General features: G+C 60.1%; 17 protein-coding genes. 5 read left to right on the top strand and 12 right to left on the bottom strand.

The annotated features are described in order from the left end of the window. Window positions 1-45: 45 nt before the first annotated feature. From ACR3FE_RS13310 to ACR3FE_RS13290, 5 genes are all read right to left on the bottom strand, one after another. Window positions 46-1875 (bottom strand): SLC13 family permease, encoded by a 1830-nt coding sequence (locus ACR3FE_RS13310; protein WP_458207638.1) that lies wholly within the window; start codon window positions 1873-1875, stop codon window positions 46-48. Window positions 1876-2446: 571 nt separating this feature from the next. Further along, entirely contained in the window at window positions 2447-4918 is a 2472-nt protein-coding gene (locus ACR3FE_RS13305; protein ID WP_458207637.1) for an Eco57I restriction-modification methylase domain-containing protein, read from the bottom strand. Window positions 4919-4949: 31 nt separating this feature from the next. Then, complete coding sequence (locus ACR3FE_RS13300; RefSeq protein WP_458207636.1) at window positions 4950-5222, bottom strand: DUF7521 family protein; 273 nt, start codon at window positions 5220-5222, stop codon at window positions 4950-4952. Next, entirely contained in the window at window positions 5219-5590 is a 372-nt protein-coding gene (locus ACR3FE_RS13295) for an ArsR/SmtB family transcription factor (protein WP_458207635.1), read from the bottom strand. Before ACR3FE_RS13295 ends, ACR3FE_RS13300 begins: the two co-directional genes overlap by 4 nt. A 120-nt stretch (window positions 5591-5710) precedes the next feature. Beyond that, the gene (locus ACR3FE_RS13290) at window positions 5711-8332 is read right to left on the bottom strand and encodes a heavy metal translocating P-type ATPase (RefSeq protein ID WP_458207634.1); all 2622 of its coding nucleotides are present in this window, start codon (window positions 8330-8332) and stop codon (window positions 5711-5713) included. A gap of 211 nt (window positions 8333-8543) precedes the next feature. On the opposite strand from ACR3FE_RS13290, the gene ACR3FE_RS13285 reads away from it, so the two are divergent. After that, the gene (locus tag ACR3FE_RS13285; protein ID WP_458207633.1) at window positions 8544-9368 is read left to right on the top strand and encodes a DUF7537 family lipoprotein; all 825 of its coding nucleotides are present in this window, start codon (window positions 8544-8546) and stop codon (window positions 9366-9368) included. 1 nt (window position 9369) lies between these two features. Here the strand turns inward: ACR3FE_RS13285 and ACR3FE_RS13280 are convergent, their stop codons facing one another. Further along, entirely contained in the window at window positions 9370-9747 is a 378-nt protein-coding gene (locus tag ACR3FE_RS13280) for an SPW repeat domain-containing protein (protein ID WP_458207632.1), read from the bottom strand. 115 nt (window positions 9748-9862) lie between these two features. Between ACR3FE_RS13280 and ACR3FE_RS13275 the strand changes: the two genes are divergently transcribed. Continuing rightward, window positions 9863-10339, top strand: a complete 477-nt coding sequence (locus tag ACR3FE_RS13275; protein ID WP_458207631.1) for an acyl-CoA thioesterase — start codon at window positions 9863-9865, stop codon at window positions 10337-10339. Here the strand turns inward: ACR3FE_RS13275 and ACR3FE_RS13270 are convergent. The 6 genes from ACR3FE_RS13270 to ACR3FE_RS13245 form a co-directional block, all read right to left on the bottom strand. Beyond that, window positions 10336-11331, bottom strand: a complete 996-nt coding sequence (locus tag ACR3FE_RS13270) for a ribonucleotide-diphosphate reductase subunit beta (RefSeq protein ID WP_458207630.1) — start codon at window positions 11329-11331, stop codon at window positions 10336-10338. The two genes, ACR3FE_RS13275 and ACR3FE_RS13270, sit on opposite strands and share 4 nt — an antisense overlap. A gap of 11 nt (window positions 11332-11342) precedes the next feature. Continuing rightward, on the bottom strand, window positions 11343-13778 hold the full coding sequence (locus ACR3FE_RS13265) for a ribonucleoside-diphosphate reductase subunit alpha (RefSeq protein ID WP_458207629.1): 2436 nt from the start codon (window positions 13776-13778) through the stop codon (window positions 11343-11345). A gap of 110 nt (window positions 13779-13888) precedes the next feature. Beyond that, complete coding sequence (locus tag ACR3FE_RS13260) at window positions 13889-15628, bottom strand: Rieske (2Fe-2S) protein (protein ID WP_458207628.1); 1740 nt, start codon at window positions 15626-15628, stop codon at window positions 13889-13891. Window positions 15629-15691: 63 nt separating this feature from the next. Then, window positions 15692-16288: an AsnC family transcriptional regulator gene (locus tag ACR3FE_RS13255; protein WP_458207627.1), complete on the bottom strand. Its 597-nt coding sequence runs from the start codon at window positions 16286-16288 to the stop codon at window positions 15692-15694. A gap of 116 nt (window positions 16289-16404) precedes the next feature. Continuing rightward, a complete protein-coding gene (locus ACR3FE_RS13250; RefSeq protein ID WP_458207856.1) occupies window positions 16405-16668 on the bottom strand; it encodes a DUF7521 family protein in 264 nt (87 codons plus the stop codon). Further along, window positions 16668-17024: a helix-turn-helix domain-containing protein gene (locus ACR3FE_RS13245; RefSeq protein ID WP_458207626.1), complete on the bottom strand. Its 357-nt coding sequence runs from the start codon at window positions 17022-17024 to the stop codon at window positions 16668-16670. The genes ACR3FE_RS13250 and ACR3FE_RS13245 overlap by 1 nt, the downstream gene beginning before the upstream one ends. A gap of 108 nt (window positions 17025-17132) precedes the next feature. Here ACR3FE_RS13245 and ACR3FE_RS13240 point away from each other — a divergent pair, with 108 nt between their 5' ends. The 3 genes from ACR3FE_RS13240 (at window position 17133) to hemE (ending at window position 19202) form a co-directional block, all read left to right on the top strand. Beyond that, on the top strand, window positions 17133-17822 hold the full coding sequence (locus tag ACR3FE_RS13240) for a plastocyanin/azurin family copper-binding protein (RefSeq protein WP_458207625.1): 690 nt from the start codon (window positions 17133-17135) through the stop codon (window positions 17820-17822). A gap of 44 nt (window positions 17823-17866) precedes the next feature. Then, a complete protein-coding gene (locus ACR3FE_RS13235) occupies window positions 17867-18064 on the top strand; it encodes a heavy-metal-associated domain-containing protein (RefSeq protein ID WP_458207624.1) in 198 nt (65 codons plus the stop codon). A gap of 133 nt (window positions 18065-18197) precedes the next feature. Beyond that, window positions 18198-19202 carry a uroporphyrinogen decarboxylase gene (gene hemE / locus ACR3FE_RS13230; RefSeq protein ID WP_458207623.1) on the top strand — a complete coding sequence of 335 codons (1005 nt, stop codon included), beginning with the start codon at window positions 18198-18200 and terminating at the stop codon, window positions 19200-19202. Window positions 19203-19228: the final 26 nt, after the last annotated feature.

Below are 19228 nucleotides of genomic sequence, written 5' to 3'. Positions count from 1 at the left end.
GTCTCGTGGCTCGACGTGGTCAGTGGATTCCGGCGAGTATAGGTTTCAAAGGCCCCAGAGGGAGGCGATTCCAGCTACCGTCACGATGGACAGGAGCAACTGGAGCGGCGCACCGACCCGGAAGTAATCCGTGAATTTGTACCCGCCCGGCCCGTAGACGAACAGATTGGTCTGGTAGCCGACCGGCCCGAGAAACGAGGTCGAGGCGGCGAACGTCACAGCGAGGACGAACGCGAACGGGTTCGCACCGATGCGAATCGCAGCCTCGATAGCGACCGGAATCATGAGGACGACGCTGGCGTTGTTGCTGATGACCTCGGTGACGAGACCCGTTGCGATGTAGAACACCCAGAGGACGGCGATGACGGGAAGGAATCCAGCGGTTGCGGCGACGAGTCCACCAAGAAGTTCCGCCCCTCCGGATTGTTCGAGGGCGATACCGAGCGGGATGACGCCAGCGAGGAGGAAGATGACGTTCCACTCCACGGAGTCGTACAGTTCCGTGGGTCGGAGCACGCCGGTTGTGACCATGGCGACCACGCCGCCGAGTGCGGTCACGAGGATGGGAAAGAGTCCGGCAGCAGCGAGTCCGACGACACCAGCGATGATGGCGAGCGCCGCCGGGATCTTGTCGGTTCGGTAGTCCGGGTCGGCGACCTCGTGCGCGACGATGAAGTCCCGGTTAGAAGCGAGACGGTCGATGCCGTCCGCAGACGCCTGCACGAGCAGAGTGTCGCCGGTTCGAATCCGCACGCGGTCGAGCCGTTCGTGGATGATCTCACCTCGACTTCGGAACGCCAGGACGGTCGCGTTGAAGCGTTCTCTGAACGTCGAACTCTCCAGCGTCTCGCCGACGAGCCTGGAACCGGAGGGGATGACCACTTCGACGAGCGTCTGTTCTTCTGCGGGTTGCATCTCGGCTTCCGTCGTCGGTGTTCCGACCATCGTGAGGTCGTCCAGCGTCACGAGCGACCAAAGTGTCAGGCGGTCGGTTCGAAGTTTGAGTATGTCGTCAGACTGGATCGTCATCTGCATCGGGGGTTCGATGAGCGTCTCGTCGTCACGGACGAGTTGGAGGATGTCGGCGTCGAAGATCGCCCCGTCGATAGCCTCTTCTACGGTCTTGCCGACGAACGGTGAGCCGTCGTCGACGCGCACCTCAGTCAGATAGTCTTCCAACTCGTACTCCTCGATGTAGTCTTCTTCCGGCGGCACGCGCTCGGGAAGCAGACGATGGCCGACGAACAGCAGGTAGAGACTTCCGGTGACGAGGACGACGAGTCCGAGGCCGGTGAACTCGAACATCGAGAAGGAGTGGAGCGACGGATGTTCGTCGGCAAGTCGTCCGGTCACGTTGCTGGCGAGGATGTTGGTCGAGGTTCCGATGAGCGTGAGCATCCCACCGAGCATCGAGGCGTAGGAGAGCGGGATGAGAAGTTTCGAGGGAGAGGTCTTCCCTTCGTGTGCGAGGTCGGTGATGACGGGCACGAGGATCGCCACGACGGGGGTGTTGTTCACGAAACCGGAGGCGGGCCCGGCGACGCCGATGGTGGCGAACAACTGCTTTCGGAGGTCGGTGCCCGCGAATCTCGCCAACTTGCTCCCGAGCAGTTGGACGATACCGGTCTGGCTGACGCCCGAACTCAGGATAAGCATCGCCAGAACGGTGATGGTCGCCTCGTTCGAGAACCCGGAGATCCCCTCCACCGTGTCGATCCCGGTCCACGGTTCGAGCACCATCAGCGTGACCATCACCAGTATCGCCGTCACGTCCACAGGCAACAACTCGGTCGCAAAGAGCACGAGAGCGAGGACGACGATAGCGAACACTACCCACATATCCGTCGTCACACCCGCCACCCCGGTCTGCAACATCGACCGAAATTACGGCAGACTGCCGGAAAAAGGTTTGTAGATGCACTCGAGAAACCACATCTATACGTTACGACGATAAACGATAATCGATCGATATATTATATTATTTACGTATTAATAAGTACAAAATAGTTTCCCGACTCGTCCCGTCAGCAACTGCACTGAAATATACTGAATTGTACTGAAATGTACTGTTTATCTGCTTGTGCGATATCTGGTGGTTGATCGTCCTGCCGCTACAGGTCGCTATCCGAACGACTACGGAAAACGGCTGACCGGATCGGGCTTGGCCGGGCGGATACAGACGCCCGGCCAGCGGTCTGGTGGCAACGGGCGAACGAGGGAGCGACGGAGCAGACGCAAAGCGTCTCAAAGAGAGCGACCGAGTAAGAGCAGGGGAGATCGAAGATTTCCTCGGCCACGGAAGAGCGCGGCTCTTCCGTTGGCGTGACCAGCCGCTAGCGTGGGCAGACACTGCAGTTCGGTCTATGATTTCGTTTACTCACCAGAGATGTATCTCCGTTCGAACACCAGTAGTCGCCACGTAGATTTCGCCTATTCCGGAGATTCGTCACTCGACCAGTCGTTCCACGATTTCGATCTCGTCCACCGAAAGGCCATACGCCCGGTAGACGAGTCGGTCGATGGCCGCGTCCGTGCGAGCCAGCTTCTCGTCCAGTCGCTCGGCCCGACGACAGCGTTCGAGAAACACCGTGGCATCGGCAGGCGCGGGCACGCGAAGGGATTCGAGTCTGTCACGAAGCGAGATGGTCTTCGTCGCTCGCTCGGGGAACTCCCCATCAGAAGTTGCTCGCGGAACGTACCACCTGAGCAGGTCGAACCGATCTTCTCGACCCTCGACTCCTTCGTCGGTGTCGAACATCTCGCTGGCGTTCAACGAGGCGTCAGCGTCGAACGCCAGCACTGGAATCGGCTCGGTCTCGACGAATCCCCACGAATCGGTATCTTCGATCTGTTCATCACCGTTTTCACCATCATCGTCCGTATCGCCTTCATCGGGACGATATCGCGCCGTCGCCGAGAAGACGAGTTCTTGCCCACGCTCCTCGACCGATACCGTCCCGAGTCGGAGAGCGTCCCGCGTTTTCGTCGTCTCGGTAAGTATCGAGTTTCCGAGCGGTCGGACGAGATCTCCGAGTTTCGGGCCATCTGCTGATGGAAGCGGAATCTCGATGGCGTCTCGTTCTCGTTTGAGGTCGCCCATCCGGTCTGCGAGCACGGCCAGTGCGTCTCGTTCGTCTTCTCCGGTAGGGACGGGCAACTGCCCGGCGAACATCGGCTTCAACCGGAGATACCCTCCGCTGACGTGTGTGCCGCCGTACACCTGCTGGAACCAGCAGGCCGTCGCAGTCGAATTGATAACCGCGAGCAGATAGCGGAGCGAACGGTCGGAGTCCGCTCGCGGTCGAACGCTGTAGAGCGTGTTGAGAGCGTAGAACCCCTCGTCGTCGTACGCCGCCACCGGTCGAGCACTGATATCTCGAAGGAGCAGTTTCTCGCACTCGAAGACCTCCCGGCCACGGAGACCTCCGTACTCGTCGTCGCCGATGAGTGACGGATCGAATCGCACCCACTCGCCACCCCATTCCAGCCCGTAGCGCGAGATATCACCGCCGCCGACGAGTTTCTCGCACTCCGGGCAGTCGTCATCCACCACGAGTTTCTCCCGGACGTTGCCGGTGTGGATGCCTTCGGTCAGGGTGGCGTGGTCGTCGAGCCCGTCGTGCTCCTGCCGTAATCGTTCTGCGATAGGGACGAAATCCGGGTCGATACCGACGGGAATCACCCGGTCACCGAGGCTGTCCACGAACGACCGTAAGAGCGTGGTCTCCGTCGCGCTGTTCAGATCCGTCAGTGAACCGGCCTGTTGGACGCGGATCGACTCGGCCGGTCCAGCACCGGTCTCGACGGTGAGAACGAGCGGATACACGCTGGCATCTTCGAACACCGACACCGCGGAGACGTCGAGCAGTTCCACCAGTCGGTGTCGGTCGAGCAGTCGGTTCCGGAGCGTCCGACCGTACCGTGCCGTCGTCCACTTGTTCGGAACGACACACGCCACCCGGTCGCCGAGTTCGATCATCCGCTCGACGAACGGGACGTAGAGGTCGAACGCACCCATCGCGGTATCGTATCGCTCTTTGAGGTCGGTTTTCGTCTCCGCTGGGATGTGTCGGCTTCGAACGTACGGCGGATTTCCGATCACTGCGTCGTACTGTCGGCCGTCGAGGATCGCCGCTCCGTCGTCTGCCAGTGTATCGCCCACCTGGAGGTTGTCGTCCGGCCAGACGCCGGTTTCGAGCCACACTGCCGACCGGGCGAGTTCGACCGCGACCGGATCGACGTCGACGCCGAAGATGCCGTTCTCGGCTACCTTCCGGCGGGCCTGTCGTTCGGGTTCGTCGCGCAACGCCGCCAGTTGGTCGATGGCGCTGGTTAGAAAGCGACCGCATCCCATCGCGGGGTCGAGCACTCGCGTGTTTGCTCCCGTCTGTGCATCTGGCCCCACCGCCCGTGCGTCTGCCCGAGCACTTGCACCCACCCGCGTCCCTGCGAGCGCGCGAGAGACGGTGTACTCGACCACGCGCTTCGGTGTGTAGTACGCGCCGACCGTCGACCTGCGCGACCTCGCTCCGGTGAGCCGCATCCCATCCTCGGTCACTACCGGTTCGCTGTCGAGGAGACGCTCGTAGACCCTTCCGAGATGTCGCACCGCGAGGGCGTCGTAGTCGATTTCGGCCACGGCACGCTCGACGCGGTGAAACACGCCCGAAGAAAGTCCGTCCAGCAACGCTCGTTCGGCTTCGAATTCGACCCCGGCGGCGAACGGTGGCTCGTCTCGATCTCGCGCTGTCGCGAACTCGGAGACGACGGTACGAAAAACACCGACTGTGGCGGCTTCGAACGCCCGCTCGGATCCCTCATCGAGGAGATCGTTCGTCACGAGTTCGAGTGCGTGGCGGACAGTCTCGTCCAGCGTTTCTACTGTCCGTCCCCGGTCGCTCCCACGCGACGAGTCCATCAGTTTCGTATCTCTCTGAAGCGTGATAAAACTATTCTGCGTACAGAGAGTAGGCGATCGCCGCGAAACCGATAGCAGTGAGTGCGCTCTCGATGACGAGCACGAACTCACGGTCGACTCGGAACGCCTGATCTGCGACTCCAGCCAGAAACGCACCGAGCGTGACGATGCCGAAGCCGATCGTCAGCGAACGGAGTGCTGGCGAGCCTGTTCTACGGTACGCTTTGAACGCGAAGTAGGTGATTACGCCGCCGAGTGCGAGCGTGAGCGTCTTCAAGGCGATGACGAGTGGTGTGACGTTCATGTTTCCTTTCGCACCTCTGCCCACAGTCGTTCGAGACGTTCGTCGGTCGTCTGCGGTGGTCGTTGTATGCTCACATCGAATTCACGGTCGTCGGTCAGTGAGATGTTCACCGATTCGACCGCGAGCCGATATCGGGACGTGTGGTGGCCGTCTTCTCTGATCTCGGTCAACTCTGTAACGAGTGAGGCATCGCTCAATACGTCGAGTTTCCGGTAGAGTGTCGAAAGCGGGATGTCGGTCACGTCGGCAAGTTCGCGTGCTGTCATCGGATCGTTCAATTCCATGATGATTCGTCGGCAAGCGGGGTCGTCGAGGGCGTCGAGGACGTCCTGCAACTCGGGAGTATCATCTACCAAGTCCCGCACCATTCGGGCGCACGTTTCGTGGGAGGATATATAATACGTTCGACTACAATCGTCGTTCTCGAACGCTGAGAGTCACCGAAAAGTGAAAGATGGCGTCGACCGATACCCCACCGTTTCCGCTGTTCAGCGAAGGAACCCGAGCAACCGGTAATCGTGATCCGGAACGTACTGTCGGAACAGGAGGCTGTTCGTCAGCACACTCACGCTGGAGAACGCCATCGCCCCTGCCGCGAGCGCGGGTTGCAGGAGACCGAGGGACGCCAATGGAATCATCGCCGTGTTGTAGCCGAGCGCCCAGAAGAGGTTCTGTTTGATCTTCGAGAGCGTCCCCTCCGAGATACGGATTGCTTTCACGACGTCGCGCGGGTCGTCCCGCATGAGCGTCACGTCGGCTGCTTCTATCGCCACGTCTGTTCCGCTTCCGATGGCGGTTCCGACGTAGGCCGCGGCGAGCGCAGGGGCATCGTTCACGCCGTCTCCGACCATCATCGCTTTCTCGTCGCCCGACTGTACGTCTTCGACCACATCCGCCTTCTCGTCGGGCAGCACTTCGGCGCGGACGCTGTCGCGGTCGATACCGACCTGCTGAGCGACAGCACGGGCCGTCCGTTCGTTGTCTCCAGTGAGCATGAGTACGTCCAGCCCACGCGCTCGGAGGTCGGCGACGGCTTCTTTGGCACTGGCTTTCACTTCGTCAGCGTCGGCGACCACTCCCACCAACCGGCCATCCACCGCGACCAGCATCGCCGTCTTTCCGTCGCGTTCGAGTCGCTCCATCACGTCGTCCGCGGGCGAGGGGTCGATCTCCTCGTCACGCAGTAGCTTCCGATTGCCGACGACGACCGTTCCGTGACTCGTCTCGGCACGGATTCCGTGTCCAGGGATGTTCTCGAACGAGGCCGGTTTTTCGACGTCGATGCCGCGCTCTTTGGCACCCTCGACGATCGCCTTCGCGAGTGGGTGTTCGCTCCCGTGTTCCGCACTGGCCGCTGCGCCGAGGACGAACTCCTCGGTGACGGGTGTCGCGTCGCCTTCGATCACTTCGGTACCACCGTCCGCCGTCGGTTCGATGGCAACGACGCCGGTCAGGCGCATCTCGCCTTTCGTCAGGGTTCCCGTCTTGTCGAAGACTACGGTGTCCACGTTCTTCACACGCTCCAGCACGTCTCCGCCTTTGAACAGGACGCCGGTACGAGCGCCGATGGCCGTGCCGACCATCGTCGCGGTCGGCGTTGCGAGTCCCAGCGCACAGGGGCAGGCGATGAGCACCGCGCTCGCGAAGACGACGATGGCGAACTCGAATTGCGTGACGCTTCCGCCAGCGACTTCGGGGCCACCGGCGACCGGTCCCCACAGCGGGAGGGCGTCGACGAATCCGGCGAGCGTTTGGGGGAAGAGATACCAGATGACGCCCCAGAACAGCGCGTTGGCGATGACCGCCGGGACGAAGTAGGCGCTGATACGGTCGGCGAGGTTCTGGATCTCGGGCTGGCGGGCCTGTGCTTCCTTGACCATCTGGACGATCTGCTGGAGGGCGGTCTCTTCGCCGACTTTCGTCGCACGAATCGTGAGCACTCCGTTCTCGTTGATGGTCGCGCCGATGACTTCGTCGTCCTCGCGCTTCTCGACCGGAACCGATTCTCCGGTGACCATCGACTCGTCAACCGCGCTCTCGCCGTCGACGACGACGCCGTCGGTCGGAATCTTTTCGCCGGGTCGGACACGGAGGAGGTCGCCTTCCTCGACGTCTTCGAGGGCGACCTCACGCTCGTCTCCGTTTGCGACGGTTCCACCGTCTTCGTGAGGCGTCTCCGACGCCTCTCTTTCCACCAGCGTCGCGGTGTCGGCTTCCAGTTCCAGCAGTTCGCGGAGTGCGTCACTGGCTCTGCCTTTCGACCGGGCTTCCAGCCAGTTGCCCATCGTGATGAACACGAGGATGAGTACCGCGCTGTCGAAGTACATCCCGCCGGGGATGAGGCCGAGCAGGACGGCGACGCTGTAGAGGTACGCCGTGGTCGAACCGAGCGCGATGAGCACGTCCATATTCGCCGTCTTGTTCTTCACGAGCGCCGTGTAGGAGTTCTCGTAGAACTCCTTGCCCAGCACGATCTGGACGGGTGTCGCCAGCAGGAATTGGACGAGACCGATGTCGATGCCGAACAGCGTCTCGTCCAGTACCTCGGGGAAGAAGAGATGTTCGAACATGAAAACGACCAACGGGAGTGCGAGCACTGCCCCGAAAAGCGTCAGTCGGAACTGCCTTTGGATCTCTGCGTCTCGGGCCACCTGCCGTGCGTCTTCTTCTTTCTCTCCAGCTTCCGCTCCGTCCTCACGAACCGGGGTGTATCCCGCCTTCTCGATGGCGTCGTACATATCCCCGATGCCCACTGCTGCGGGGTTGTACTCGATACTCGCCTCGTCGGTTGCGAAATTCACCTCTGCATTCACGATTCCCGGAACCCGTTCGAGTGCCTCTTCGCTGGCGTCCGCGCAGTTCGCGCAGGACATATCCGAGATTCCGATGGTCGTTCGCGCGCGAACCGGCTCGTATCCCGCGTCCTCGATGGCCGCGTAGATATCCGCCAGTGAGACTTTCCGAGGGTCGTACTCGACGGTTCCCTCGTCGGTGGCGAAATTGACGTTCGCCTCCTGTACGCCGTCGAGAGCACTCAATGCCTCACTGACCGTCCCTGAGCAGTTCGCGCAACTCATCCCGCGAATTTCGAGTTGCGTTTTTTCCGTCATAGATGTCTCCTTGCGACTACCTACGGTCTCCCTATTCATGCACCTTGTCCTTAGCGTTCTTCGGGTATCTGGGTCGAAAACCTTCGATATATTTGGTCGAAGCTCCAAAACGTTTTATCTGCGAAGGCTGATCTCGGCATCTCTCCGGATCGCAAACCATGGACGCCTCGATACGTGGGTTTTTAAATCAAAACGAAAACAATTCGTGGTGATGCGTCCTGCCCTCCTCGCGGTCGTGCTGGCCCTCTGCGTCGTTACTGCTGGTTGCAGTTCACTCTTCGACAGCGATGACCCGCCCCCGAATCCCGAAACGACGACCCTCTCGGGCGAACTCACGCCCGGATTGTCGGCAGAGGGGTTCACCGACCGAAGTGAACTGACGAATGCGCATATTCGGATATTTCTCGAAGAGTCGTTCACGATCCGGCGTCGGGTCGTCGAGCGAGCTAACGACGGTACCGTTCGGGGACGACTCGAATCCACTACCCGAATCGGGTCGAATCACAGTCACTACTTCATCCGTTCCACCAGAAACGGGTCGCTGGCACCGAAACGCGATCACTACGAATTTGCAGCGTGGTCGAACGGAAGACTATCGCTGATGGCAAGAACGATAGACCATCGAACCTACTACTGGCGTAGCCGGAATCCGGACGAATTATTGATCGGGGGTGCAGAAGCGACCACGAATCACGACCGCCTGTACGTCCTTTTCACCGCGATGAACGTCACCCACGTCGATCGGATCGAAACGAACGACACCGACACGCCGACGTACAGAGTCGTCGCAAACGACCTCGTTTATCCGGTTTCCCTCACGAACAGCGGCGGCTTCGATTCAGTCGAAAACGTATCACTCGTGGCTGTGATCGATACGTGGGGAATGGTTCACCGGTATCGATTCGAAGTGACCGTAACCATCGACGGCGAGACCGTTCATCGAATGGAGACGTTCGAGGTTACGAACGCCGGAGTGACGACGATCTCGCGTCCACTGTGGTACTCGGCGGCGATGGAGAACACCTCGAAGCGGTAACCTATCGCTGACTGGTCGATGCTCGCTCCGGCACCCGAGCAGAACGCGCCTCTCGAACGGTGCGTCCGCCGAGCGCCGCCAGTAAAATACCGACTATCACGTCTCCCCAGAGCGGGAGCGGCCCGGCGGTTGCGACGACGAACGGGCGCGTCGTCTGCCAGAGACCGAGGAGGCCGAGGAGACCACCTGCCGCGATGCTCACTGGCTGATTTCGGAGCGAAGCGACGACTCCGTAGAGGGCAAGGAATAACACCGTGACGCCGACGAGCACGTCGTTCCAGAAGTTCGGTGCGAACATCGCCTCGTAGACGGAAAACGGTGCGATCAACAACCAGATACCGAGCGGGATGCCCGCCACGAGTGCCCTGTTCGTTCGCATTGCTGTCCCACATAATCGGTGTTCTCGATGATAAGTCGAACGGCCATCCAACAAATGAACTTTCATTAGAACAAGTACAGATGTTTTAACTGCATGTGCCGTGTAGCGACGACCGATGCGAGAAACCGCGACGCTATCGAATTCGCACACCGTCATGAGTGAAATCCTGATGCCGAACGATGCGAACAACCTCGGTCGGGCACTCGGTGGCTCGATACTCCACTGGATGGACATCTGTGCGGCCATCGCTGCACGCCGGTTCGCCCGGCGACAGGTCGTCACCGCGTCGATGGATCACGTCGATTTCCTCGGCGCGATCGACCTCGGCGACATCGTGATCATCGAGGGATACGTCTTCGAAACAGGACAGACGAGCATGGACGTCTTGGTCAACGTTCGCGCGGAACGGCCGAGCGAAGGTGAGATTCAGGACACCGCGACGTCGTTTTTCACGATGGTTGCGCTGGACCAAGACGAACGTCCGACGCAGGTTCCTGACGTCGCCTGTCCGACCGACGAACAGACGACGCTCCGGAACGACGCGCTTCGTCGCCGTCATGAGCGCAGAGAGTCGCTCGGAGCGATCCACTAAGACCAGTCGAGCGACCCAGCGTTCTGGTATTCAGCGACGTTCGTCTCGAAGAAGTTCTTCTCCCGGTTCAAATCGGTTGCCTCCGACATCCACGAGAACGGGTTCTTCGTCCCGTATCGCTCGTCCATCCCGAGTTGACTCAGCCTGCGGTCGGCGACGTACTCGACGTACTCAGCGAACTGGTCGGCACTCATCCCGACGATTCCCTCGGGACAGGCTTCGCGGGCGTAGATCTTCTCCAGTTCGACGGCTCGCTTCACGAGTTGGTCGATCTCCGCCTCGAACTCGTCCGTCCAGACGTCGGGATTTTCGCGGCGAATCTCCCCAATGAGGTCGATGCCAAACGCGAGGTGGAGCGACTCGTCGCGCATGATGTACTCGAACTGCTCTCCGACTCCAACCATCTTTCCCTGTCGTTTCAGGCCGAGCATCATGGCGAATCCTGCGTAGAAGAAGATTCCCTCCATGATGACGTAGAATCCGACGAGGTCGCGAACCAGTGCTCGAACGTCCTCGGTCGTATCGATGCTGAAATCGTCGCGGTCGATCGCCTGCGTCAGATCGACGACGAACTCGTCCTTTTCGGCGATGGACGGGATGCGGTCGTACATCCCGTACAGATGATCGGGGTCGAAGCCGAGCGAGTCACAGCAGTAGATGAACGTGTCCGTGTGTATCGCCTCCTCGTACGCCTGCCGGAGCAGGTACTGGCGACACTCCGGTGCGGTCACGTACTCGTAGAGGGCGAGCACGATGTTGTTCGCGGTCAACGATTCTGCGGTCGAGAAGAATCCGAGATTCCATTCGACCAACTGTCGCTCCTCGTCGCTCAATTCGTCGCCATTCCACTGCCGCACGTCGTCACCCATCGGAATCTCTTCGGGCGTCCAGTTGTTGGCGACGCCTGCACGGTAGTACTCTCGCGCCCATTCGTAGTCGATCGGGAGGATCTTGTTCGGATCGTGCTGGTTGTCGATGTCGAGTATTGGCATTCATGATCACCTCACTGGCAGGCGTCGCACGTCGGGTCTTCGACACTCGGCACGTCGCCGGATCGCGGTTCGTCGTCCGTCTGCGTCTCGTCGTTCTTTCTACTCTCGTCGTCCGTCCGAGTCCGGTCGCTTCGGGTCTGTGTCTTCCCGTACTCGGCCATGTCGACGGTAGATTTCTCTATCTGACTCGCACCGAGCGTGCGCAGGTAGTACGTCGTCTTCAGCCCGTGTTCCCACGCGAACTGATATACTTCGTCGAGCAGTTGCCCATCGGTCGAGGGGAAAAAGATGTTGTGCGACTGGCTCTGGTCGATCCAGCACGCTCGCCGGGCGGTCAGTCGAATCTGGTGGCGCGGATCGATCTCGAAGGCACCCCGATGTCGTTCCCGGAGTTCGGCAGGAATCGATTCTATCTCCTGTATCGACCCGTCGTGGAATTTGATCCGGTCGAGCATCTCTGCGTCCCACAGGTTGTGCGTCTTGAGGTCGTCGACGAGATGCTCGTTCACGACGGTGAAATCCCCCGTGACGTTCGATTTCACGTACAGGTTCGAGTACATCGGTTCGATGGAAGGCGTCGTTCCCGCGATAGTCGAGATGGTCGCCGTCGGTGCGATGGCCATCGTGTTGGAGTTGCGCATGCCGTGGTCGTCTACGTGTTCGCGGACGCGATTCCAGTCGAGTCGCTCTTCGAACTCGACCGGAATCTCGTGACCTCGTTCTTCAGCGAGCACGCCGACGGTATCCTGTGGCAGCAACCCACGGCTCCACTTCGACCCATCGTAACTGTCGTAGGTACCTCGCTCGCACGCCAGTCGAGAGGAGTTCAGGATGGTATGGTACGAGACGAACTCTTGTGTTGCTCCCGCGAACTCGACAGCGCGCTCCGACTGCATCGGAATCCCTTGTTGCAACAGTGCGTCGTGGAAGCCCATCACGCTAAGGCCGACGGGACGGTGACGCAAGTTGGAACGCTCGGAATCCTCGGTCGGATAGAAGTTCAGATCGACGACGTTGTCGAGCATTCGCATCGCCGTTTCGACGGTGTCGGCTAACTTCTCGCGCTGGAGACCGCTATCGTCCACGTGCTGGGCGAGATTCACCGATCCGAGGTTACAGACTGCGGTTTCGTCGGTGCTCGTGTTGAGCGTGATCTCGGTGCAGAGATTCGAGGAGTGGATAACGCCATCGTGGTCTTGCGGCGACCGAACGTTACAGGCGTCTTTGAACGTTATCCACGGATGTCCAGTTTCGAACAGTCTCGTCAGCATCGTCCGCCAGAGTTCCCTCGCGTCGACTTGCTCGTACTGTCGAAGTTCGCCCTGCTCGGCCTTTCGTTCGTAGGCTTCGTATCGTTCCTCGAATTCGGCTCCGTAGGTCCTGTGCAGGTCGGGAACCTCGTCCGGCGAGAAGAGCGTCCACGTTTCACCTTCACGAACGCGCTTAACGAACAGGTCGGGAACCCACGCCGCCGTGTTCATGTCGTGGGTGCGTCGACGCTCGTCGCCGGTGTTGCGCCGGAGGTCGAGGAACGCCGGGAAATCGAGGTGCCACGGTTCGAGGTACGCACAGGCCGCCCCTCTCCGCTTTCCGGAGCGGTTGATGGCTGCGGTCACGTCGTTGCTGATCTTCAAGAACGGAACGATTCCGCTCGATTCGACGCCCGTCGATTCGATGAAAGAACCGGACGCCCGGAGGTTCGTCCAGTCGGTGCCGATTCCGCCAGACCACTTCGAGAGGCGCGCATGGTCCCCGTATCGTTCGAAGATGTGGTCTAAGTCGTCAGCTATCGTCGTGACGTAACACGACGAAAGCTGTGGTTGGGTCGTCCCCGCGTGGAACAGGGTCGGCGTCGAAGGAACGAAGCGGAGTGTCGACATGACCTCGTAGAACTCCTTCGCCCGTTCTTGTCGGTCGCTCACCGACTCACGGAGTGCCAGACCCATCGCCACTCGCATCCAGAACGCCTGTGGCAGTTCGATGGGGGTGTCGTTTGCTTCGAGAAAATATCGCTGCGAGAGCGTCTCCATCGCCATGTAGGAGAGCAGGTCATCTCGTCCGGGCTGAAGTGCATCGGCGAGTCCGTCGAGGTCGTACGCCAGTAATCGTTCGTCCAGCAGATCGCTTTCGACACCCTGCTGGACGTTTTCGACGAACGTCGCTCGATAGTTCGCCTCGTCGTCGCACGAACCGGCGACCGTCTTTCGATAGCCCTGCCGAAATACGTTCGCGGCGAGGTCATCGTACGCCGGATCGCGTTCTATCCGCGCAGCCGCCGCTTTCGCCACGGCGTCGAACATCTCCTCACGTGTGGCACTGTCGTAGAGTTCCCGCTCCACTTCGTGGACGAGTTCGTCTACTGCGTCGTCTCCGACCGATTCAGCCCCCGATCGTGCTCGTTCTACTATCGAACGAATCCCCTCGTTCGTCGTCTTGCTGAGACTCATTGGTTACACCCTGCCCTGTCCGACGACGGAGGTATAAAGCTTTCCAACTAGACTTTACAAAATGAAAGTCTAGTTGTTTTCGAGGGTTCGGTCGCCATCTCTTCAGTTCATCAGTTCGTCTCGTGGATCTTCTCGCCTCGATTCAGTCGGTCTGCGATGGTGTAAGTCTGTTCTGCCTCCCGACGTGTCGGGAAGTGGGCGGCCATGTATCGGGCGAGCGCGACGAGCGTCACTTCTCGCTCTCGGTCGTCCGTACGCAGGTCGAACTGGGTGAAGGAAGCCTCCAGGTTCTGGAGCGTGTGGAACCCGGCATCCTCACGCAGGAGAGCCTGTCCGAGCGTTCGTTTCAGGTCTGCGGGGTCGCCACCTGCCGCGAAATGCTCTGCGACGATCGCGGCGGCGTAGTTGACGTTGCCTTCCTCGTCGAACGTTTCGAGCAGCTCGTCGCGGAGTTCCGCGGGGTCAGCATCCGACGATTCGACGTTCGGGAGAGGCGTGGGTGGCGTGTTCAGGAAACGGTCGAGATAGACGCTCATCGCGCCGGTCAGGACGCCTCGGTACAGCGCGGTCGAACTGGCACGTCTCGCTGCCTGCTGGACGGCGTTGTTGTAGGTGAAGGTGTGGTGGACGGTGTTCCAGTCGTTGAACTCGTTCGACGTACCGAACTGCGCGACCCGCATCACGGACGCGAAGGAGACGCTCGCTGCGAGTTGTTCGCAGGTCGCACCGCCTCGAATGGCGTCCGTCAGCGCATCGAGGACGACGTGGGGGTCGTCCGAGAGCAGGGTGGCGGTGAAGTCGTCCGGTTCCTCCCACGTCTCGTCGGCACCCGCTTCGACCAGTTCGGGCAGGTCGTCGAAGGTGTCGAACAGGAGTTCCGCGAGGTCGATGGGCTGTGTCCACGAGGAGAGTTCCTCGCTCCGGCGGGCCTCGGTGAGTCGCGGGATGACGCTCGGCAGGACGGTCGAAGCGTGCTCCCAGCCGATGTGATCCAGCAGTTCGAGGCTCTTGTTGATGAAGTCGAAGCTGTGACCCGCGTCGAGGTAGAGGTGGTCGGTCGCAGCGGTGTAGAGGATCTCGGCGACCTGCTCGGGGTCGAGCGTCGAAATCGCGGTCTGGAGACAACGTTCTGCACCGTCGTCGTCGCGTACTTCGATACAGTCGCGGAACCACTGGCGGAGTCGGTCTCCCGACACGTCCTGCGTCTCGAACGATGGCTGGTCGAAGTGTGGGGCTTCGCCCTGGCAGTCCGAGGCGACGTGTCGTAGGCCGGTGTAGAGTGCTCGCGGGCGGTCGTCCTCGCGGAGGTCGGGGAGGACGTTCGCCATGCAGGCGTGGATCGTCAGTCCCGAACTCCACCCCTGGTCGCGGTAGCGCGTTCCGAACTTCGCCCCGATTCCGAGTGGTTCTGCCGCCGGAACGTCCTCGTTCGACAGGCCGATGACCGACTTGGCGACCACGAGTCGAAGGTTCTCTTCGAGGCCGGTTTCGAGCCGACTTTTCCAGTGTTCTTCCGGCGACTCGTCCGTTATCGGATCGAGGTTCACGTACACGTCGCCATCGCGTTCTTCGATGGGATACGCCTGGACGTCGTCTGCCCACGGGTCGAACGTGTCGCCACAGGAGAGTTCGAACCGGGCGTGATGCCAGTGGCAGGTCAGGATCCCGTCATCGACGCTTCCCTGACTGAGCGGGAATCCCATATGGGGGCAGCGATTGTCCACCGCACGAAACTTTCCTTCGTGGTAGAACAGTGCGAGCGACCGCCCATCGCGGTTCACCAGGAGTCGTCCTTCGTCCCTGAGTTCGTCGGCGTCGGCGACACGAACGAACGTCTGGTCTGTTGCCATATATGTTGCATTGTCACACGGCAACAAAACCCTTCCCTGAAACGAGTTATTGTAGATTAAATTTCAGTTAGCCGCCCCCTCTTGCAGGCGTTCGTAACGGTCGGTGAATCTCGATTTACACGAAGAACAACAGAAATGATACAGTTCATCCTCGATGTGGGTGGATTCTCCTTCGTTCGTAACGGTGTTGCCGCATTCGACGCAGTCCGGCGCGAAATCGATGGTTCCCGGTTGCGGATTCCACTCGTCGTCCACGAGCAACTGCACGTCGTATTCGAAAACGGCGTCTTCTCCGATGGCGTCGGAGAGGAGCAACTCGACCGCCTGTTCGCGGAGATTCGTCTTGCAGACGATGTGTGCGTCTGCGGTAACGAAGATGTGTTCGACTCCTTCGAACGCCGCGAGAGACCGCCTGACTTCGTCGACGTGGCCCGGTCTTGCGTTCACGGTGACGAGGAGGGCCAATCCGTCGGTGAGGAGTTCGTGGTCGAGATCGACCGTGAACCGCCGGATGATACCCAGGTCCTGCAGGCGCTCGACACGGTCTGACACCGTCGGCGGCGAGAGACCGACCGTGTCAGCTATCTCGTTGTACGGGCGGCGTGCGTCCTCTACGAGCAACCGGATTATCTCCCGGTCAGTGTCGTCGAGTTGTCGCATTGTCGTCTAATTGGGGTGGATATTAAAAACGGTTTTCATTATCACGGTTCTCTCCCCTCTGAATCCTGTAGAAACTGGGTGAGCTAGATAATTCCATTCGAATAATAACCGAATTATCACTGCCCGTAGAGCGAGTACAGAACGAGAACCATTCCCACGGCGACGATGACGGACTGAATCATCCCGGCGAGGAAGATCGTTCGCCCGAGTTCGTACAACACCCCTTCGACGACCGCACCGACACTGACGACGGAGAATCCGGCAGCCAGATGGAGCATCGGCGTGTCTCCACTTCGTCGGTAGCCACGATACGCCTGGACGGAGATGACGATTCCGAGAAACACCGTAATGAGTTTCGCTATCACGAGACCGATGTGCATCATTCGTCCCCCCGTGCCTGTCGCCACATCCGGGTGAATCGGTCGACTGCGTCCTCTTCCCGGGTCGAGTAGGCCACTTCGAAATTTCCGTCTACCAGCTCGATCTCGATGTGTTCGACGGTGGCTTCGTAGGTTTTGAAATGGTTCCCATCCGGATCCATCTCCACTTCCTCCGCGAGGAAACCGTATTCGAGGAGATCGTCTATTCGACGGTACACGGTCGGCAACGATGCGCCGCATCGTTCGCTGAGTCGTTTGGCAGACATAGCTTCCTCGCTCGTGGCAGAGAGGATGCTCCGGACGTACTCGTCACCGATGATCGCCAGTAAGTCATCCGGGTCGCACTCTCCGCTCACGATGGCCGATTGTCCGGAGCGATAAAGAAGTTCGCGAGGTTTTTCACGCAGAGAAAAACCACTCTCATCGTTATAATCACACCGTTCTTTGCCGTAACTGGTGATTACATGAGTCACGAATCGACGACTCGCAGGCGGTTTTTGACAGGAGGCGTGGCGTTCACCGTCGCCAGTCTCGCAGGGTGTATCGGTGCATCCCCGAAGGCATCGAATGACGAGACGAGTTCACCGAGTTCGACGACTACGACCACGAATGGAGACGACCATCATCACGGTGGTTCGACCCAGCAGACCGAATCCGGTCATCACGAGAACGGCTCGGGCAACGACGATAGCCACGGTTCCCACGGAAGCGAACTATCCGGGCCGAAGAAAGATGCAACGGTGTCGATGAAGACGACGAACGACGGAACACACTTCGAGCCCCACGTCGTCTGGGTGGAACCGGGCGCGACCGTCACGTGGTCACTCGAAAGCGGCGCACATTCGACAACGGCCTACCATCCGGACAACGACCGTCCCCAGCGCGTTCCGAATGACGCTTCCTCGTGGGATAGTGGTACTATTTCGGAATCCGGCGGGACGTTCGAACAGACGTTCGATACCGAAGGCGTCTACGATTATTTCTGTACACCTCACGAGTCCACCGGAATGGTCGGAAGCATCATTGTCGGCAAACCCGACCACGAAGGGCAACCGGCTCTCAGGTCGCCACAGGAGTCGCTTCCGAAGATGACCCGAAAGAAGATTCGAAGTCTCAACGACCGCGTCACGAACGCGCTTCCGCACGATCACTGACCTTTTCCGAAACCGAAAAAAGTAATGAGTGATGACCATACTGCATGGCAACTACGATCGAAGTTGACGGAATGAGTTGCGGCGGCTGTGAAGAGAACGTTGTCGAAGCACTCGAAGACCTCTCGGGCGTCTCCGAGGCGAGCGCCGACCACGAGAACGGAACGGCCACCGTCGATGGCGACGTCGCAACCGACGATCTCGTCGCTGCCGTCAAAGATGCTGGCTACTCAGCCTCTGCCTGAACACACCCGTTTTTCTACAGTACCTCCTCCCGATCGTGAGAGACCTCTCCGCTCGAACGTGGAGGCGTCGATTCCGAGTATCGAACGGCTACCGAGTCGAAACGCTTAGACGCCATCCGGCTAATCTCGTCCCATGAGCGACCTGTTGGTTCGTGCGGCCCGCGGCGAACGCACCGAACGCCCACCCGTCTGGTTGATGCGACAGGCCGGGCGATACATCCCCGAGTACCGCGAGATTCGCGAACAGCATACGTTCAAAGAGGCGATCAAGTCGCCCGAGGTGGCGGAGCGAATCACGATGCTTCCCTGGGAGTTGTTCGAACCCGACGGACTCGTCATGTTCTCGGACATCCTCACCGTCCTCGAACCGCTCGGTTTCGACTATCACATCGAGAGCGGTGTCGGGCCTGTCGTCTCGAACCCGGTCATGGAACCCGACGACGTACCGGCGGAATCCGGCGACGTAGCGACCGATATCGACTACGTCGGGAAACTGCTCACTCGACTCCAGGAGGGAATCGGCGACCGAACCAGTATCATCGGCTTCGCTGGTGGCCCGTACACACTCGCTTCCTACGTCGTGGGTGACGAACCCACGTCTCGAAAGCCCCTCCGTCGCTTCCGGGCGAACCACCCCGATGCGTTCCGGGACTTGCTCGAAGCGTTCACGGCGGTCGTCTGCGAGTACGTCGAATATCAGGTCGAACACGGCGCGGACGTCGTACAGATATTCGACACGTGGGCTGGCGTGCTGACACCGGACGACTATCGGGAGTTCGTGTTGCCACTCCACCAGCGCATCTTCGACGCCATCGACGTGCCGTCGATCGTCTTCGCGCGCCATCCCGGCGGGAAACTGGACTTACTGGCCGAATCCGGTGCGGACGTGGTCGGACTGGACTGGACGATAGATATGGCGGAGGCGCGAACGCAACTGGGAGAGACGCCTGTACAAGGGAATCTCGACCCATCGTACCTGCTCGGTGATCCCGAGTTCGTCCGCCAGAAGACCCACGAGATCATCGAGAAGGCAGGCGATTCGGGTCACATCCTGAACCTCGGTCACGGAATCGACCGAACGACGCCCGTCGAGAACGCGAAGGCGTTCGTGGAGGCGGCGAAAGAAGTCGATCGTTAGGCCATCGTTTCACCGAGGCGAACTGG

This window comes from Haladaptatus rarus, assembly GCF_054177585.1.
Note: the sequence above shows the minus strand (reverse complement) of the source record. Positions and strands in the feature narration are given on the sequence as shown.

Excerpts from the sequence above, each read along its gene's own strand:
- ACR3FE_RS13310 (WP_458207638.1), bottom strand. The coding sequence starts at position 1,875 with ATGTTGCAGACCGGGGTGGCGGGTGTGACGACGGATATGTGGGTAGTG.
- ACR3FE_RS13305 (WP_458207637.1), bottom strand. The coding sequence starts at position 4,918 with ATGGACTCGTCGCGTGGGAGCGACCGGGGACGGACAGTAGAAACGCTG.
- ACR3FE_RS13300 (WP_458207636.1), bottom strand. The coding sequence starts at position 5,222 with ATGAACGTCACACCACTCGTCATCGCCTTGAAGACGCTCACGCTCGCA.
- ACR3FE_RS13295 (WP_458207635.1), bottom strand. The coding sequence starts at position 5,590 with ATGGTGCGGGACTTGGTAGATGATACTCCCGAGTTGCAGGACGTCCTC.
- ACR3FE_RS13290 (WP_458207634.1), bottom strand. The coding sequence starts at position 8,332 with ATGACGGAAAAAACGCAACTCGAAATTCGCGGGATGAGTTGCGCGAAC.
- ACR3FE_RS13285 (WP_458207633.1), top strand. The coding sequence starts at position 8,544 with ATGCGTCCTGCCCTCCTCGCGGTCGTGCTGGCCCTCTGCGTCGTTACT.
- ACR3FE_RS13280 (WP_458207632.1), bottom strand. The coding sequence starts at position 9,747 with ATGCGAACGAACAGGGCACTCGTGGCGGGCATCCCGCTCGGTATCTGG.
- ACR3FE_RS13275 (WP_458207631.1), top strand. The coding sequence starts at position 9,863 with ATGCGAGAAACCGCGACGCTATCGAATTCGCACACCGTCATGAGTGAA.
- ACR3FE_RS13270 (WP_458207630.1), bottom strand. The coding sequence starts at position 11,331 with ATGCCAATACTCGACATCGACAACCAGCACGATCCGAACAAGATCCTC.
- ACR3FE_RS13265 (WP_458207629.1), bottom strand. The coding sequence starts at position 13,778 with ATGAGTCTCAGCAAGACGACGAACGAGGGGATTCGTTCGATAGTAGAA.
- ACR3FE_RS13260 (WP_458207628.1), bottom strand. The coding sequence starts at position 15,628 with ATGGCAACAGACCAGACGTTCGTTCGTGTCGCCGACGCCGACGAACTC.
- ACR3FE_RS13255 (WP_458207627.1), bottom strand. The coding sequence starts at position 16,288 with ATGCGACAACTCGACGACACTGACCGGGAGATAATCCGGTTGCTCGTA.
- ACR3FE_RS13250 (WP_458207856.1), bottom strand. The coding sequence starts at position 16,668 with ATGCACATCGGTCTCGTGATAGCGAAACTCATTACGGTGTTTCTCGGA.
- ACR3FE_RS13240 (WP_458207625.1), top strand. The coding sequence starts at position 17,133 with ATGAGTCACGAATCGACGACTCGCAGGCGGTTTTTGACAGGAGGCGTG.
- ACR3FE_RS13235 (WP_458207624.1), top strand. The coding sequence starts at position 17,867 with ATGGCAACTACGATCGAAGTTGACGGAATGAGTTGCGGCGGCTGTGAA.
- hemE (WP_458207623.1), top strand. The coding sequence starts at position 18,198 with ATGAGCGACCTGTTGGTTCGTGCGGCCCGCGGCGAACGCACCGAACGC.